The organism is Klebsiella sp. MPUS7 (assembly GCF_009905335.1).
In the GTDB taxonomy this organism is placed as follows: domain Bacteria; phylum Pseudomonadota; class Gammaproteobacteria; order Enterobacterales; family Enterobacteriaceae; genus Klebsiella; species Klebsiella grimontii.
Genome location: NZ_CP047604.1, coordinates 1,461,143 through 1,477,844 on the forward strand (window position 1 = coordinate 1,461,143; position 16,702 = coordinate 1,477,844).

Below are 16,702 nucleotides of genomic sequence, written 5' to 3' on the forward strand. Positions count from 1 at the left end.
ACCACGTCATTAAACATTATGCCGCTAAAGGAAGACTTGAACCAAATCATAAAATCGATTCAGCTTATGGAAATCCAAATCGGAATAATTTCGCGCATCGAAATAAATGTGCTGGTTAAATACCAGACCCAACGAAGTGAATCAATGCCAGGAGGGGTAAAAGTTTGATGTGCGCCACAAAAAAGCACCTGAAAAGGTGCTTTTTTACACGATATTAACAAGCTGGCATTACTGTTGCAGTTCTTTCTCAGTGAAAAGATCGGCAAACAATGCGGTGCTTAAATAGCGCTCACCTGAAGAAGGTAGGATAACCACAATATTCTTATTGGTAAAGGATTCATCCTGCTGCAGCTTCAGCGCAGCGGCAACGGCGGCGCCAGAAGAGATCCCGGCCAGAATGCCTTCCTCTTCCATCAGGCGGCGCGCGGTGGAAATGGCTTCTTCGTTGGTGATCGCAACCACTTTATCCACCAGCTTCAAATCCAGGTTGCCTGGGATAAAGCCTGCGCCAATACCCTGAATTTTATGCGGGCCGGGTTTCAGCTCAACGCCTGCCAGCGCCTGGGCGATAACCGGGGAATCGGTGGGTTCAACGGCAACGGTAATCAGATCTTTTTTACCCTTGGTGCCTTTGATATAGCGGCTCACGCCGGTCAGCGTACCGCCAGTACCGACGCCGGAGATGAAGACGTCAACCTGACCATCGGTATCTTCCCAGATTTCCGGGCCGGTGGTTTTTTCATGAATTTCCGGGTTGGCCGGGTTGCTGAACTGCTGCAGCAGCAGGAATTTCTCCGGATTGCTGGCGACAATCTCTTCGGCTTTCTGGATGGCGCCTTTCATGCCTTTAGCGCCTTCGGTCAGCACCAGATTGGCGCCCAGGGCCTTCAGCAGCTTGCGGCGTTCGATGCTCATGGTCTCCGGCATCGTCAGCGTCAGTTTATAACCGCGCGCCGCAGCCACGTAGGCCAGAGCGATACCGGTGTTACCGCTGGTCGGTTCCACCAGCTCAACGCCGGGTTTCAGCACGCCGCGTTTTTCGGCATCCCAAATCATATTGGCACCGATACGGCATTTTACGCTAAAGCTCGGGTTACGAGATTCTACCTTTGCCAGGATGCGCCCGTTACCGATGCGGTTCAGTCGTACCAGCGGCGTATGGCCGATAGTCAGGGAGTTGTCTTCAAAAATCTTACTCATGGCCCGTCCTTAACTGTATGAAATTTGGGAGTACGGCTTCAGCATACCCGCTTAAAGAATATGCGGAAGTAAGGATTTAGCATATCTATATTCGGAAGAGAAATAATGACAAGCCAGAAGTAATAAGGAGCGGCATAAGCCGCTCCGAAAGCGATAGCGCTACTTCCACATCGCGTGTTTGTCGCGGTAGCAGTCGACCCACATTGCCGTCGCGCCGCAAATAGCGACGGGCAGGATCACCAGGTTCAGTATCGGGATCATGGTAAACAGGCTGGTTAAGGCGCCAAACTGCATATTGGTCACTTTACGCGTGCGCAGCGCCTGGCGCATCGTTTTAAACGGCACCTTATGGTTATCAAAAGGATAATCGCAGTACTGAATCGCCAGCATCCAGGCGCTGAACAGGAACCACAGCACGGGAGCTATGGTCTGGCCGATACCGGGAATGAAGTAGAGGATCAGCAGAACGATGGCCCGCGGGAGATACCAGGCGAACTTCTGCCATTCACGCTTCATGATGCGCGGCACATCTTTCATGATGCCGAAAATCCCGACGTCCGGCGGCGTCGCGCCCGTCAGGCGCGCTTCAAGCTGCTCGGCCAGCAGGCCGCTAAAGGGGGCGGCAATCCAGTTGGCGATTGTCGAGAAGAAGTAGCCGAAGACAAGCAGTATAGAAATGACCACCATGGGCCACAGCAGATAGTTAAGCCATTGCAGCCATTCAGGAACATGGCTCATCAAAGAGGGGATCCAGCTGCCCAGACGCGTGAACAACCACCAGAATGCGCCGCCCATCAGAATAATGTTGACGAGCAAAGGGAGGAATACGTATCGACGGATCCCCGGCAGCCCGATCAGCTTCCAACCCTGCGAAAAGTAGTAGACGCCACTGCGCGGGGTCGTTACGGATGATGAAACCATAGTCAGGTAATGCTCCTTTTTTGACATCCAGGCTGAATGCCGGGCTATTTTATCGGGTTAGCAGACAATAACCAGTTAGGAAATGTTCGAAAAAACAGCAAAAAGCACGATTTAGTTCATCTTTATGTAGTGAAAGCCCCAGACGCACTTGCACTTGATGTAATCGGCAAATACTCTTAGTGAGTAAATGTTTGCCGTGGTGGCAAGGTGTTAGAACAACAGAGAATATAATGATGCAGGATTTGCGTCTGATATTAATCATTGTTGGCGCGATCGCCATAATCGCTTTACTGGTGCACGGTTTTTGGACCAGCCGTAAAGAGCGCTCCTCGATGTTTCGCGATCGCCCACTGAAACGTATGAAGTCACGCGACGATGAAGAGTCGGAAAGCGACGACTTTAATGACGATGTTGAAGGCGTTGGTGAAGTCCGGGTTCATCGGGCCAGTCATGCGCCGAATGGCGTTCATGGGGAGCATGAAGCACCTCGTCAGCCGCAGCACCAGTATCAGCCTCCTTATGAGCGTCAGGCGCAGCAGCCACCTGTGCGCCCGGAAGAGCCTGTCCGTGCAGCGCAGCCGCCGCAACAACAGCCTGTTCGCCCGCAGGCCCCGGTTCAGCAACCGCATCACGCCGTGCCGCCTCAGCAGCCGGTAATGCAGCCGGTACAGCCTCCGCAGCCACAGCAACCCGTTCAGCATGTGCAGCAGCCGGTTCAACAACCCGCCATCGCTCCAGAGCTTCAGCCGACGCCAGAACCTCAGGCCCCTGAGCCGCAGCAGGCCGCGCCGCAGCCTAAAGAGCGTAAGGAGACGGTCATCGTGATGAACGTCGCCGCGCACCACGGTTCGCAGCTTAACGGCGAGCTGTTAATCAACAGCATCCAGCAGGCGGGTTTCAAATTTGGCGATATGAATATCTTCCATCGTCACCTCAGCCCGGACGGCAGCGGTCAGGTGCTCTTCAGTCTGGCCAATATGGTTAAGCCCGGCACCTTCAATCCGGACAGCATGGCGGATATGATGACGCCTGGGGTAACTATCTTTATGCAGGTTCCGTCCTTTGGCGATGAACTGCAAAACTTTAAGCTGATGCTGCAGTCCGCGCAGTACATTGCCGATGAAGTCGGCGGCGTAGTGCTGGACGATCAGCGTCGGATGATGACGCCGCAAAAACTGCGCGAATATCAAGACCGTATTCGTGAAGTGAAAGAGGCTAACGCCTGATTCATCTTCTTGCGTTTCATCTACTCATCCTGAACCCCCGCCCGTCGGGGGTTTTTTATCATTGATGGTGTGATATGGAATCGAACGAACAAAAACTGACTGAACTGCGAACCACGCTTCGCCATCATGAATACCTGTACCACGTCATGGATACGCCGGAAATTCCTGATGCTGAATACGATCGGCTGATGCGTGAACTACGTGAACTGGAAGCTCAACATCCTGAATTGATTACGCCCGATTCACCTACCCAGCGCGTCGGCGCCGCACCGCTAGCCGCATTCAGCCAGATTCGCCATGAAGTGCCGATGTTGTCGCTGGATAACGTTTTCGATGAAGAGAGCTTCCTTGCGTTTAATAAGCGCGTTCAGGATCGGTTGAAAAATACCGATGATCTGACCTACTGCTGTGAGCTCAAGCTGGATGGCCTGGCGGTCAGTATCCTGTATGAAAACGGCTTGCTGGTACAGGCGGCGACCCGCGGCGATGGAACGACCGGTGAAGATATCACCTCCAACGTACGCACCATTCGCGCTATCCCTCTGAAGCTTCGCGGCGACAATATTCCGCAGCGGCTTGAGGTTCGTGGAGAGGTTTTCCTGCCGCAGGCGGGGTTCGAAAAAATCAATGAAGAGGCGCGGCGAACCGGCGGGAAGGTATTTGCTAACCCGCGAAACGCCGCTGCAGGTTCTTTACGCCAGCTCGATCCGCGGATTACCGCGAAGCGTCCACTCACTTTCTTTTGCTACGGCGTGGGCGTGCTGGAAGGCGGCGAGCTGCCGCGAAGCCACTCAGCGCGCTTGCAGCAGTTTAAGTTCTGGGGGCTGCCGGTCAGCGAGCGCGTAAAGCTCTGCCATTCTCCAGAGGAAGTGCTTACTTACTATCGCAAGGTTGAAGAAGATCGGCCGAATCTGGGGTTTGATATTGACGGTGTGGTTATCAAAGTGGATTCGCTTGCGCTTCAGGAACAGCTTGGCTTCGTGGCCCGCGCGCCGCGCTGGGCGGTGGCGTTTAAGTTTCCGGCCCAGGAGCAGATGACTTTCGTGCGCGATGTCGAGTTTCAGGTCGGGCGTACCGGCGCCATCACGCCGGTAGCGCGTCTGGAGCCGGTACAGGTCGCCGGCGTCCTGGTCAGCAACGCGACGCTGCATAATGCTGATGAAATCGAGCGTCTGGGGCTGCGCATCGGCGATAAGGTGGTTATTCGCCGCGCCGGTGATGTTATCCCTCAGGTCGTGAACGTCGTTCTCTCAGAACGCCCGGAGGAGACGCGTGAAATCGTGTTTCCCACCCATTGCCCGGTATGTCATTCCGACGTTGAACGCGTAGAAGGCGAAGTGGTGACCCGCTGTACCGGCGGTCTGATCTGCGGCGCCCAGCGTAAAGAAGCGCTCAAGCATTTTGTCTCCCGTCGCGCCCTGGACGTGGAGGGAATGGGCGATAAAATCATCGATCAGCTGGTTGAAAAAGAGTACGTGCATACGCCTGCCGATCTCTTTCAACTGACGCCGGGTAAGCTTACCGGGCTCGATCGCATGGGGCCAAAATCAGCGCAAAACGTGGTGGATGCGCTGGAGAAGTCAAAAGAGACCACCTTTGCCCGTTTCCTTTACGCGCTGGGGATCCGCGAAGTGGGTGAGGCGACGGCAGCCGGTTTAGCGGCCCACTTTGGCACCATTGAGGCGCTGGAGCAGGCTTCAATTGACGATCTGCAAAAAGTGCCCGATGTCGGGATTGTGGTCGCCACGCACGTGCGTAATTTCTTTGCCGAAGAGAGCAATCGCGAAGTGATTGCTCAGCTGCGTAAAGAAGGCGTCCGCTGGCCGGCGCCGGTGGTGGTCAATGCGGAAGAGATCGATAGCCCCTTTGCCGGGAAAACGGTGGTTCTGACCGGTAGCCTGAGTCAGCTCTCCCGTGATGATGCGAAAGCCCGGCTGGTTGCGCTCGGCGCGAAGGTGGCGGGCAGCGTGTCGAAGAAGACCGACCTGGTTATCGCCGGGGAGGCGGCGGGCTCTAAGCTCGCCAAAGCGCAGGAGCTAGGGATTGCGGTGATCGATGAAGACGAAATGCTGCGTCTGCTCGGAGAGTCGCGTGGATAAAGAGCAGCTTATTGAGATTGCCAATACGGAAATGCCGTTTGGTAAATACAAAGGGCGGCGCTTAATCGATGTGCCGGAAGAGTATTTGCTGTGGTTTGCCCGTAAGGATCAATTTCCCGCCGGGCATCTTGGCGAGCTGATGGCATTAACGCTATTGATTAAAACGGAGGGGCTGACCAGCCTGGTCGAGCCCCTTAAGCGTCCGCGTTAGGCTTCGGAGGCGCGATTTTTCTCCTGCGCCTGTAACGCTTCGGCCTGGCGCTTATAGCGCCGCGCCAGCACCGCACAGACCATAAGCTGAATCTGATGGAAGATCATCAGCGGCAGCACCATTATTCCCAGAATTGAGGTCGGGAAGAGAATATTGGCCATCGGAATGCCGTTCGCCAGGCTCTTCTTCGACCCGCAGAAGACAATCGTAATTTCATCCGCTTTATTGAACCCGCACCGGCGCGCCACAAACACGTTGATAGCAATGACAATCGCCAGCAGCACGATGCTGACAATAACGATAAACAGCAGCGAACCAACGCCGACTTTGTGCCAGATACCGTTAACCACCGCCTCGCTGAACGCCGAATAGACCACCAGCAGGATGGAGGTCTGGTCGGTTTTCGAGATCCACTTTTTATGTTTTGCCACCCAGTTGCCAATCCATGGACGCGAGAGATGTCCCAGCACAAACGGCAGCAACAGCTGCAGCATAATCTTGCCGACCTGCTCCAGACTCCCGCCCGCGCCGTGCAGATTCATCAACAGGCCGACCAGCAGTGGCGAAATGAAGATCCCCAGCAGGCTTGAGGCCGAAGCCGAGCATACCGCAGCCGCCACGTTGCCGCCCGCCAGAGAGGTAAACGCAATGGCCGACTGGACGGTGGCGGGAAGAATGCAGAGATAAATAAACCCGGTATAGAGCGCCGGATCGACGTTAACGGGCGCCCACCAGGCGAACAGCACGCCAAGCACGGGAAAAACGATAAACGTGCTGCACATAACCCAGAGATGCAGACGCCAGTGGCTGCCCCCGGCAACGATCGCCTCACGCGAGAGCTTGGCGCCGTGCATAAAGAACAGCAGCGCGATGGCGGCGGTGGTTAAATGTTCAAAGAAGGGGACAAATCCGCCGCGCGCAGGAAAAAAGGAGGCCAGCAGGACGACGGTGACTAACGTTAGGGTGAATGGATCAAGAATGCGGAAAAATTTCATAAACGCTCCTGAAAATCGATGTCGCTATTGTGCTTTCTTTAGTTTGAGAAATAAAATCGATTTATTGCATCTATTCATGAAAAAAAGAGATGAATTATTCGCTGCGTCAGTTAAAAGTTTTTGTGACCGTTGCCCGCGTTAAAAGCTTTAGCCGGGCAGGGGAGAGTATTGGTCTTAGCCAGTCTGCGGTCAGCCATAGCGTAAAAGAGCTGGAGTACCAGACCGGCGTACGCCTGCTTGACCGAACGACGCGTGAAGTGGTGCTCACGGAGGCAGGACAGCAGCTGGCGGCCCGGCTTGAGCGCTTGCTGGATGAACTCAATAGCACGCTGCGTGAGGCCGGTCGCGTCGGGCAGCAGCTGATGGGCACCGTGCGGGTGGCGGCCAGCCAGACCATTTCCGCCCATCTGATCCCGCAGTGCATTGCCTACAGCAACCGGCGCTATCCGGAGATAGATTTCGTTCTGCACGATCGCCCCCAGCAGTGGGTGCTGGAGAGCATTCGGCAGGGAGAAGTGGATTTTGGTATCGTTATCGATCCCGGCGCCGCTACCGATTTACAGTGCGAGACGGTTCTCGCTGAACCATTCCTGCTGCTTTGCCGCAGCGATCACCCTTTTGCCGGACGGGACGCGGTGAGCTGGCAGGACCTACAGCACCAGCGGCTGGTTTTGCAGGATTATGCTTCTGGCAGCCGTCCGCTGATTGATGCTGCGCTTTCAGGATTCGCCGTTACCGCGAACATCGTGCAGGAAATCGGGCATCCGGCTACGCTATTTCCGATGGTTGAGTCGGGGATAGGCATCAGTATATTACCCGCATTAGCGCTGCCGCTCCCGCAGGGGAGCCGTTTGCAGGTGAAGCGGCTGACGCCGGTAGTGGAACGCCAGCTGATGCTGGCGCGGCGTAAAAACCGCTCCCTATCGACAGCCGCAGAGGCGCTGTGGGAGGTGGTGCGGCTGCAGGCGGCCCGGCTTACCGCCTTACGCGAAAACGATCCCTTGTATCAGAAATGAAATCAATAGCTTTTTAATATCAAACGTCCGGGAAAACTGTATTGGTAATCGATTGCGTCGCATCGTTATAACAAGATGGTAGCCAATCATTTTATCCATTCTTCAGTTTTTAAGGACAGCTTATGAGCGACACGCTTTTCTCACAGAACCCCTGATATAGCGCCGATATTATTCGCGGATATAAGCCGGATTTTACGCCGCGCGTGGCTTTTATTCTTGGTTCTGGTCTAGGGGCGCTGGCGGAACAAATTGAAGATGCGGTGGCGATATCTTACGAGAAGCTGCCCGGCTTCCCGGTGAGTACGGTTCACGGCCATGCCGGCGAGCTGGTGCTGGGAAATCTGGCCGGCGTACCTGTTGCCTGCATGAAAGGGCGCGGGCACTTCTATGAAGGACGGGGCATGCCGGTGATGACCGATGCTATCCGCACGCTAAAGCTGCTGGGGTGTGAACTACTGTTTTGTACTAACGCGGCCGGTTCGTTGCGCCCGGAGGTCGGGCCGGGTAGCCTGGTGGCGCTCAGCGATCACATTAATACGATGCCGGGCACGCCAATGGTTGGCCCGAATGATGAACGTTTCGGCGAGCGCTTTTTCTCTCTGGCCAACGCCTATGATGCGGATTATCGCGCCGTTCTGCAGAGCGTGGCGGCGGAGGAAGGGTTTCCGCTGACCGAAGGCGTATTTGTTTCCTATCCCGGGCCGAATTTTGAGACGGCGGCAGAGATTCGCATGATGCAGATTATCGGCGGCGATGTGGTGGGGATGTCCGTGGTGCCGGAAGTGATTACCGCCCGTCATTGCGGGTTAAAAGTGGTGGCAGTCTCAGCGATTACCAATCTGGCTGAAGGGCTGGGCGATGTGAAATTATCTCACGCGCAAACCCTGGCGGCGGCCGAACTCTCCCGGCAGAACTTTATCAACCTGATCTGCGGCTTCTTGCGCAAACTGGCCTGAAAAAAATAATAAATATGACCCCGCTTGCGGGGTTTTACTTTAATGGCAAGGAACGGAAAAATGGGTATCGCCTCTCGCTTAAAGCTCATGTCGTTTTTGCAATATTTTATCTGGGGAAGCTGGCTGGTCACCCTGGGTTCTTACATGATAAACACGTTGCATTTCACCGGCGCAAACGTCGGTATGGTCTATAGCTCCAAAGGGCTGGCGGCTATTATCATGCCCGGCGTTATGGGAATTATTGCCGATAAATGGCTACGTGCAGAACGGGCCTACATGCTCTGCCATCTGGTCTGCGCAGGAGTGCTTCTTTATGCGACGACCGTTACCGACCCGGATACCATGTTCTGGGTAATGCTGATTAACGCGATGGCCTACATGCCGACCATCTCCTTGTCTAATAGCGTCTCCTACTCCTGCCTGGCGCAGTCCGGTCAGGATCCGGCGACCGCGTTTCCGCCTGTTCGCGTGTTTGGCACGCTCGGCTTTATTGTCGCCATGTGGATGGTGAGCCTGATGGGGCTGGAGCTGAGCAGCGCGCAGCTGTATATCGCCTCTGCCGCGTCGTTATTGCTGGCGCTCTACGCGTTTACGCTACCGAAAATTCCCGTGACCGAGAAGAAAGCCAGCACCACATTGGCCGCGAGACTGGGGCTGGATGCATTCGTATTGTTTAAAAATCCGCGGATGGCCATTTTCTTTTTCTTCGCAATGATGCTCGGGGCGGTACTGCAAATCACCAACGTTTTCGGTAACCCCTTCCTGCATGATTTCGCCCGCAACCCGGCGTTTGCCGACAGCTTTGTCGTGCGCTATCCCTCTATTTTGCTTTCTGTTTCGCAGATGGCGGAAGTCGCCTTTATTCTCACTATTCCGTTCTTTCTGAAACGCTTTGGCATTAAAACGGTCATGTTGATGAGTATGCTGGCGTGGACGCTGCGCTTTGGCTTTTTTGCCTTTGGCGATCCGTCTCCGTTCGGTTTTGTACTGCTGTTGATGTCGATGATTGTTTACGGCTGCGCATTCGACTTCTTTAATATTTCAGGGTCGGTATTCGTTGAGCAACAGGTGGGAGCGAATATTCGCGCCAGCGCGCAGGGGCTGTTTATGACCATGGTGAACGGTGTCGGCGCGTGGGTTGGTTCGGTTCTCAGCGGCTTGGCCGTGGACTACTTTTCTCTGGACGGCGTAAAGGACTGGCAGACCATCTGGCTGGTGTTCGCAGCCTATTCATTAATGCTGGCGGTCATTTTTGCCCTGTTCTTCCACTATAAACATGAACCTGAGCAGCGAATGGAGAAAGAGCTGGCCCGTTAATCCTCTTCAGCGGCGGGGCATGTCCCGCCGTTTCATTTTCTCTGATGTAATGTGGTAACTTTGCGCATTATCCTTCGCCCCAGGAGCGCATGAGCCATGGAACGCACGCATCGTATCGATCTGAAGTTATTGCGCTATTTTCTGGCTGTCGCAGAAGAGCTGCATTTTGGTCGTGCGGCGGCGCGGCTGAATATGTCCCAGCCTCCGCTCAGCATTCACATCAAAGATCTGGAGCAGCAGCTCGGCACGCTATTGTTTGTTCGTCACTCCCGCAGCGTGGCCTTGACCCACGCAGGAAAAATCCTGATGGAGGAGTCCCGTCGTCTGCTTTCCAGCGCGAATCAAGCGCTGGCGCGCGTGGAACAGATTGGGCGGGGTGAGGCCGGGCGGGTGGAGTTGGGCGTGATAGGCACGGCAATGTGGGGAAAAATGCGTCCGGTGATGCGTCGTTTTTTGAAAGAGCATCCTAACGTGGAAGTGCTTTTCAGAGAGAATATGCCCGCGATGCAGATGGCGATGCTGGAACGACGCGAGCTGGACGCCGGCGTCTGGCGAATGGCAACGGCGCCTTCTCCTGGCTTTACCAGCCTGCGCTTGCATGAGTCCTCTTTTCTGGTGGCCATGCCGGAAGAGCATCCGCTAGCCGCGCGTAAGGCGATCCCGCTTGCGACGTTGCGTAACGAATATTTTGTCACTATGCCCTCAATACATACCGACTGGACGTTTTTACAACGCGTGTGCCAGAGTGCCGGATTCTCGCCGATGATTATCCGTGAGGTAATGGAGCCGCAAACGGTGCTGGCGATGGTCAGTATGGGGATCGGCATTACGCTCATCGCCGATAGCTACGCGCAGATGGCATGGCCGGGGGTTGCGTTTCGTCCGCTGGAAGAGCGGATACCCGCTGATTTGTATATCGTCTATGACCAGCATCAGGCGACGCCTGCGCTGGAGAAACTGGTTGCGGCGCTAGTGAATTAAGCGTCATTGCCGGATGGCAAGGTAAAAGGCTGCTCCGGCTTTGTGTATCGCAGATAGCAAAAAAGCGCCTTTAGGGCGCTTTTTTGCATTGGTGGGTCGTGCAGGATTCGAACCTGCGACCAATTGATTAAAAGTCAACTGCTCTACCAACTGAGCTAACGACCCGAAGTGGTGGGTGATGACGGGATCGAACCGCCGACCCCCTCCTTGTAAGGGAGGTGCTCTCCCAGCTGAGCTAATCACCCACTTCGGTACTTCATTTTACGGCAAGAAATCCAGCTGGCGAGAAAGTGGTGGGTGATGACGGGATCGAACCGCCGACCCCCTCCTTGTAAGGGAGGTGCTCTCCCAGCTGAGCTAATCACCCACTTCTCAATTTCTTGCTACACGGCGGAGACTACGTAAAGTAGTTGGTGGGTGATGACGGGTTCGAACCGCCGACCCCCTCCTTGTAAGGGAGGTGCTCTCCCAGCTGAGCTAATCACCCCCGCTGTGTGGAGTCGCATTATAGGGAGAGTTGGAAATGAGTCAACGCCTTTTCTAAATAATTTGTTTGTTCGTCGTAAAATTAAACAAAACGATCGCAATGACATCTGTGGCGCATGATTTATAAACAAAAAGGGGAAAGCGTGACGTTGAAACGGTAACAACATTGAGGAATCAGCCCACGGTGTTAGAATATTCCCCCATAAAATCTAACGAACGCTGCCGCGTGTCGGCACCTTTATCAAACGTAAGGCCACTTCATGAAAATCAAAACTCGCTTCGCGCCCAGCCCGACAGGCTATCTGCACGTTGGCGGCGCGCGTACTGCTCTCTATTCCTGGCTTTTTGCACGTAACCACGGCGGTGAGTTTGTGCTGCGTATTGAAGACACCGATCTCGAGCGCTCAACGCCGGAGGCCATTGAAGCCATCATGGATGGTATGAACTGGCTGAGCCTGGAATGGGATGAGGGTCCGTACTTCCAGACCAAGCGTTTTGATCGCTACAACGCCGTCATTGATGAAATGCTGCAGGCGGGCACGGCCTATAAATGCTACTGCTCCAAAGAGCGCCTGGAAGCACTGCGTGAAGAACAGATGGCGAAAGGTGAAAAGCCGCGCTACGACGGTCGCTGCCGCCATGGCCACGAGCATCATGCAGACGACGAACCTTGCGTTGTCCGTTTTGCCAACCCGGAAGAGGGTTCCGTTGTTTTTGACGACCAGATCCGCGGTCCGATCGAATTCAGCAACCAGGAGCTGGACGATCTGATTATCCGTCGTACCGACGGTTCCCCGACCTACAACTTTTGCGTGGTGGTTGACGACTGGGATATGGAGATCACCCACGTTATCCGTGGCGAAGACCATATCAACAACACCCCGCGCCAGATTAACATCCTGAAAGCGCTGAATGCGCCGGTGCCGGTTTACGCCCACGTCTCGATGATTAACGGCGACGATGGTAAAAAACTCTCCAAGCGTCACGGCGCGGTCAGCGTTATGCAGTATCGCGACGACGGCTACCTGCCGGAAGCGCTGCTGAACTATCTGGTGCGTCTGGGATGGTCCAGCGGCGACCAGGAGATTTTCTCTCGCGAAGAGATGATTAAACTGTTCAGTCTGGGCGCGGTGAGCAAATCTGCCAGCGCGTTCAACACGGAAAAGCTGCAGTGGCTGAACCACCACTATATCAATTCGCTGGCCCCGGAATATGTGGCAACGCATTTACAGTGGCACATTGAGCAGGAAAATATCGACACCCGTAACGGGCCTCAGCTGGCTGATCTGGTGAAACTGCTGGGCGAACGTTGCAAAACGCTTAAAGAGATGGCAGCGAGCTGCCGCTATTTCTATGAAGATTTCGCCGAGTTTGATGCCGATGCGGCGAAAAAACATCTGCGTCCGGTTGCCCGCCAGCCGCTGGAAATGGTGCGCGACAAATTAGCCGCCATGAGTGACTGGACGGCCGAAAACGTCCACCACGCGATTCAGGCGACGGCCGATGAGCTGGAAGTGGGAATGGGAAAAGTGGGGATGCCGCTGCGCGTCGCGGTGACCGGTGCAGGCCAGTCTCCGGCGCTTGATGTCACCGTGCATGCAATCGGTAAGTCACGTAGCGTAGAACGAATCAATAAAGCGCTGGCCTTTATTGCTGAACGGGAAAGTCAACAATCCTGATAGTAATATCGGGTTTTATAAAACGGTGGGGCAAGCTAACCCCGCCGTTTTTTTTGCCTATTTTTTAGCATCAGCAATACCCAGTCGGGATAGAAACCCGCTGATCCCTTCGCGGGCAAGAAGATCGCGCAGGTGCAACTGCTCTGCGGGGGTCATCAGGTGCATGGTCTCGACAATCTGGCGCCAGATCGTATCAGCATCATTCACAAAGTATTTAACGACTGGTTCCGCCAGCTGGTTATCAAGGGTTAAATGGCGCAGCGCCGGGATATTTGCCAGGAAATCGATTACCGCTTTGTCGATGACAATCACGCGAGCGCGCCCGCCTTTCACACCGGGTATGGCTTCCGTCCGCCAGTTTTGCTCTCTGGCCCAACGGTTAATGGTTTGCCGGGCGAGATTAAGGCACTCGGCGAGCTCCGCTGGCGTCATTTTTTCTTTGAGTTTCATCATGATTTCACCGATCGCGGATACCCAGTCGGTTGAGTAGCCCGGTGATCCCCTCGCGTAGCAACAGCGACATAAACAGCTTTTGCTCACCCGGCGTCATCTCTTTACATAGCGTAAGCAGCAGAGATTCCAGATCGTTATCCGTTGCGGAATAGGGGACGGGGTTTTCGGCCACGCGCTGTGCGCTGCGGATAAACTCGCGAACCTGCTCATTAACATGTACGAGGCGCGCTTTACCGCCCTGTACGCCGGGTCGCGGGGAAGTTTGCCATCCCTCTTTGCGTACCCATTTGTTAATCGTTTGCCGACTGAAGCCAGTCAGATGCGCTATTTCTTCAGGTGTCATTCGTTCCTTGAGCATACTATTTCCTGAGTAAATATGTGGGAATTAGTTGCACATGTTATAGCATCCTTTTAAAGGAAAGCGTGACATGTTTAGCTTCTGGCTGCGATAAGGCTCGCAATGTCAGCCGTTTGCCTGCTTTTTCAGCGATCAAATAGCTGGGATTGATTTTGCCGTTGACACCTGGCGAAGGAATTCATATTATGCCGCCCGTCAACACGACACGCTTTACGTTACGGGGCTATAGCTCAGCTGGGAGAGCGCTTGCATGGCATGCAAGAGGTCAGCGGTTCGATCCCGCTTAGCTCCACCAAAACCTGCACCCATCAGGTTTGGTTCGTAAAGAGGTCCTGTGGGGCTATAGCTCAGCTGGGAGAGCGCTTGCATGGCATGCAAGAGGTCAGCGGTTCGATCCCGCTTAGCTCCACCAAATTCGGAACCCTCGCTACGGCGGGGGTTTTTTGTTTGTCTGCTGGAGGAAATGTAAAGCATTCTTTGAATAAGTCAGCAAACCTCTGCGTTAAGTAATTTCAGATTTTTTCACTATTTAAAATCTTGCCTGCCTTTATTAAGCAACATAATATCTGTTGCCTAAATATATTTATTGCAGCCGGAGTTTTAATTAACAATAATGATTGATCATCTTAACATTAAGATCAAAAAAACTCTGCTGGCTTTCCTGGTCTGCCTTATAGCAATTCCGCTGTCCCGATTTATTTCGCCGCAAACCATTATTGACGGAAATCAAATTTATTTGGCATGGTTACCGCTGAGCTTAATGTATTCGGTGCTTTTTATTTTTGGCCGCTACGCCGTTGCGCCATTGATAATCGCGTTTGCGATCACCAACGCCTGGATAATCGATCTGACGCTAGCCCAGGCGCTGATCCTGCTATTCTGCCAGCTCTTTTCGGTTTTCGTCTCCTGCGCTATTGTCCGCTTTCAGCTTGGAAGGCGCTGGCGCGCCGGGCTGACGGCAAAACATATGGGCGCGAGGATTTTTTGGGGAGGCTTTTTCGCTCCCCTCCTGTTGAAGGTCACTATGTACCTGGCGGGGCGTTTTTTTTCGTTTCCGCTGGCGATCTCCAGCTATTTCGGCAATATGTCAGTTATTTACACCATTATCGATATACAAAGCCTGATTAGCGCCGCATTAATTTTTACGACATTCTTTTATTATCCGTTGCGGATGATTATCAGTCCGCATTATGCGCGAGCATTCTGGCGCAATCTTTGTCACGCGTGGCGGACGCGCGAGCAGCGGGTATTTACGTTGTATTGGTTTGTGGCCCTGGCGGCAATATTACTGGTGCTGTGTACGCCTTATGATTCTGTTTTTATTGCCGGTTATTTAGTCCCGCTTATTTTCATTTTATACTTCATTGGTATTAGCCGCCTGGGACATACGCTGATTCGCATTTCATGGTCCGTTTCCGCCTTTTTACTCGTGGCGTATAACCAGAATTTTTTACATGGGGTACAAACTGAATATTCACTATCATTTGTTCTTTCAGTACTAATTTGTTTCACTATCTGCCTGTTTTATATGGCGGATATCTATGCTCGCAGTGAAAGAATGAAGCTCAGGTGGCGAGATCAGGCGGAAGAAGATCCGCTAACCGGTTTACCGAATCTACGCGCGCTGGAGAGCCACCTGCAGCGAAACCCTGCTGTTGCCATCAGCAGCCTGCGTATTCAGAATCTGGATTTTCTGAGTCGTCATTACGGCATGATGATGAGAGTAGAGAGCAAAAGGCAGATTGCCCGCAAACTACAGCCGCTATTGGCTCAGGGAGAGCGCATATATCAGCTCCCCGGCAGCGAGCTGTTGCTGGTGCTTAATGGCCCGGAGCCAGAGGCGCGTTTAAATCATATTGTTTCCACGCTTAACCATAAAAAGTTTAGCTGGAACAACCAGGCGTTGGATCTGGAATTTGGCGCATCATGGGGCGGCTACGGCGGTAAAGAATCCGAGCTTCATCCGATGCTCGGTCAGCTTAGCTGGTTATCGGAGCAGGCCGGGGCGGGGCGGCGCGTATTAGCGCTGGACGCGGCGCAAGAGCAGATATCCGATCAAACAAGCGAACAGGTACGGCTGCTGGCGAAAATTAAACAGGCGCTTAGCGAGCGTGGAGTGGTGCTGTACGCCCAGCCTATCCGGAATGCCTGCGGAGAAGGGTACTATGAGATACTTAGCCGTATGCGCTGTGGTAATACCATCATTACGCCCGATAGGTTTATTCCACTGATTGCGCAATTTAACCTGAGCCAGCGTTTTGATATGCAGGTACTGGAAACGCTGTTTAGTTCGCTCAAAAACCACCACGGTCGGCATTTCTCCGTTAACCTGCTGCCCTATACGCTGATGCAAAAGGATAGCGCGGCGCAAATCATCGCTCTGTTTAAACGCCATAACCTGTCGGCAGAGGCGATAACGATTGAGGTTACCGAGGAGCAGGCATTTTCCGATGTTGAGACCAGCATGCATAACATCCAGCTGCTGCGAGATTTCGGCTGCGGCATCGCGATTGATGACTTTGGTACCGGCTACGCTAACTACGAGCGCCTGAAAAGCCTGCAGGCCGATATCCTGAAAATTGACGGCTGCTTCGTGCGTGATATCGAGACCGATCCGCTGGATGCCATTATGGTCAAATCTATTATTGAAATGGCCAAGGTTAAGAAAATGAAGGTGGTGGCGGAATATGTTGAAACGCCTGAGCAGCGGGAAAAGCTTCTTGAGTTAGGCGTTGATTATTTGCAGGGGTATCTGATCGGTAAGCCGCTGCCGTTGAGCGAACTGCGGACATGAAAAAGCCGGG

The 16,702-nt window shown here is 53.8% G+C and carries 14 protein-coding genes and 6 tRNA genes; 11 read left to right on the forward strand and 9 right to left on the reverse strand.

Annotation, left to right across the window (positions count from 1 at the left end; genetic code table 11):
* Positions 1 to 228: 228 nt before the first annotated feature.
* Both cysK and cysZ read right to left on the reverse strand, forming a co-directional pair.
* Complete coding sequence (gene cysK / locus GUC22_RS06980; protein ID WP_004870789.1) at positions 229 to 1,200, reverse strand: cysteine synthase A; 972 nt, start codon at positions 1,198 to 1,200, stop codon at positions 229 to 231.
* Positions 1,201 to 1,359: 159 nt separating this feature from the next.
* Positions 1,360 to 2,121: a sulfate transporter CysZ gene (gene cysZ / locus GUC22_RS06985; RefSeq protein WP_004870791.1), complete on the reverse strand. Its 762-nt coding sequence runs from the start codon at positions 2,119 to 2,121 to the stop codon at positions 1,360 to 1,362.
* A gap of 230 nt (positions 2,122 to 2,351) precedes the next feature.
* Between cysZ and zipA the strand changes: the two genes are divergently transcribed.
* From zipA to GUC22_RS07000, 3 genes are all read left to right on the forward strand, one after another.
* Positions 2,352 to 3,347 carry a cell division protein ZipA gene (gene zipA, locus GUC22_RS06990; protein ID WP_004870793.1) on the forward strand — a complete coding sequence of 332 codons (996 nt, stop codon included), beginning with the start codon at positions 2,352 to 2,354 and terminating at the stop codon, positions 3,345 to 3,347.
* A gap of 74 nt (positions 3,348 to 3,421) precedes the next feature.
* Positions 3,422 to 5,446 (forward strand): NAD-dependent DNA ligase LigA, encoded by a 2,025-nt coding sequence (ligA, locus tag GUC22_RS06995; protein ID WP_049099598.1) that lies wholly within the window; start codon positions 3,422 to 3,424, stop codon positions 5,444 to 5,446.
* Positions 5,439 to 5,657, forward strand: a complete 219-nt coding sequence (locus tag GUC22_RS07000) for a DUF3820 family protein (protein ID WP_004870796.1) — start codon at positions 5,439 to 5,441, stop codon at positions 5,655 to 5,657. Before ligA ends, GUC22_RS07000 begins: the two co-directional genes overlap by 8 nt.
* Here GUC22_RS07000 and GUC22_RS07005 read toward each other — a convergent pair.
* Complete coding sequence (locus GUC22_RS07005) at positions 5,654 to 6,652, reverse strand: bile acid:sodium symporter family protein (protein WP_004870798.1); 999 nt, start codon at positions 6,650 to 6,652, stop codon at positions 5,654 to 5,656. The genes GUC22_RS07000 and GUC22_RS07005 overlap by 4 nt on opposite strands.
* An 89-nt stretch (positions 6,653 to 6,741) precedes the next feature.
* Between GUC22_RS07005 and GUC22_RS07010 the strand changes: the two genes are divergently transcribed.
* The 4 genes from GUC22_RS07010 (at position 6,742) to GUC22_RS07025 (ending at position 10,922) form a co-directional block, all read left to right on the forward strand.
* A complete protein-coding gene (locus tag GUC22_RS07010) occupies positions 6,742 to 7,668 on the forward strand; it encodes a LysR family transcriptional regulator (protein WP_064410770.1) in 927 nt (308 codons plus the stop codon).
* A 167-nt stretch (positions 7,669 to 7,835) separates the two neighbouring features.
* Positions 7,836 to 8,624 (forward strand): xanthosine phosphorylase, encoded by a 789-nt coding sequence (xapA, locus tag GUC22_RS07015; RefSeq protein ID WP_264984824.1) that lies wholly within the window; start codon positions 7,836 to 7,838, stop codon positions 8,622 to 8,624.
* Between the two features lie 60 nt (positions 8,625 to 8,684).
* On the forward strand, positions 8,685 to 9,941 hold the full coding sequence (locus GUC22_RS07020) for a nucleoside permease (RefSeq protein WP_160183444.1): 1,257 nt from the start codon (positions 8,685 to 8,687) through the stop codon (positions 9,939 to 9,941).
* 96 nt (positions 9,942 to 10,037) lie between these two features.
* Entirely contained in the window at positions 10,038 to 10,922 is an 885-nt protein-coding gene (locus tag GUC22_RS07025) for a LysR family transcriptional regulator (RefSeq protein ID WP_024359304.1), read from the forward strand.
* Between the two features lie 89 nt (positions 10,923 to 11,011).
* On the opposite strand, the gene GUC22_RS07030 is transcribed toward GUC22_RS07025, so the two are convergent.
* From GUC22_RS07030 to GUC22_RS07045, 4 genes are all read right to left on the reverse strand, one after another.
* Positions 11,012 to 11,087, reverse strand: a tRNA-Lys gene (locus GUC22_RS07030).
* A 4-nt stretch (positions 11,088 to 11,091) separates the two neighbouring features.
* A tRNA-Val gene (locus GUC22_RS07035) sits at positions 11,092 to 11,167 on the reverse strand.
* Between the two features lie 46 nt (positions 11,168 to 11,213).
* Positions 11,214 to 11,289: transfer RNA gene (locus GUC22_RS07040), tRNA-Val, on the reverse strand.
* A gap of 44 nt (positions 11,290 to 11,333) precedes the next feature.
* Positions 11,334 to 11,409, reverse strand: a tRNA-Val gene (locus GUC22_RS07045).
* 259 nt (positions 11,410 to 11,668) lie between these two features.
* On the opposite strand from GUC22_RS07045, the gene gltX reads away from it, so the two are divergent.
* Positions 11,669 to 13,087 carry a glutamate--tRNA ligase gene (gene gltX / locus GUC22_RS07050; protein WP_134878318.1) on the forward strand — a complete coding sequence of 473 codons (1,419 nt, stop codon included), beginning with the start codon at positions 11,669 to 11,671 and terminating at the stop codon, positions 13,085 to 13,087.
* Positions 13,088 to 13,144: 57 nt separating this feature from the next.
* Here gltX and GUC22_RS07055 read toward each other — a convergent pair whose 3' ends face one another.
* On the reverse strand, positions 13,145 to 13,540 hold the full coding sequence (locus tag GUC22_RS07055; RefSeq protein ID WP_024359302.1) for a YfeC-like transcriptional regulator: 396 nt from the start codon (positions 13,538 to 13,540) through the stop codon (positions 13,145 to 13,147).
* 4 nt (positions 13,541 to 13,544) lie between these two features.
* Positions 13,545 to 13,898, reverse strand: coding sequence for a YfeC-like transcriptional regulator (locus tag GUC22_RS07060; RefSeq protein WP_004123321.1), 354 nt, complete (start codon positions 13,896 to 13,898; stop codon positions 13,545 to 13,547).
* A 219-nt stretch (positions 13,899 to 14,117) separates the two neighbouring features.
* Between GUC22_RS07060 and GUC22_RS07065 the strand changes: the two genes are divergently transcribed.
* The 3 genes from GUC22_RS07065 (at position 14,118) to GUC22_RS07075 (ending at position 16,692) form a co-directional block, all read left to right on the forward strand.
* Positions 14,118 to 14,193, forward strand: a tRNA-Ala gene (locus GUC22_RS07065).
* Between the two features lie 41 nt (positions 14,194 to 14,234).
* A tRNA-Ala gene (locus GUC22_RS07070) sits at positions 14,235 to 14,310 on the forward strand.
* Positions 14,311 to 14,511: 201 nt separating this feature from the next.
* Complete coding sequence (locus GUC22_RS07075; protein WP_101868004.1) at positions 14,512 to 16,692, forward strand: EAL domain-containing protein; 2,181 nt, start codon at positions 14,512 to 14,514, stop codon at positions 16,690 to 16,692.
* Positions 16,693 to 16,702: the final 10 nt, after the last annotated feature.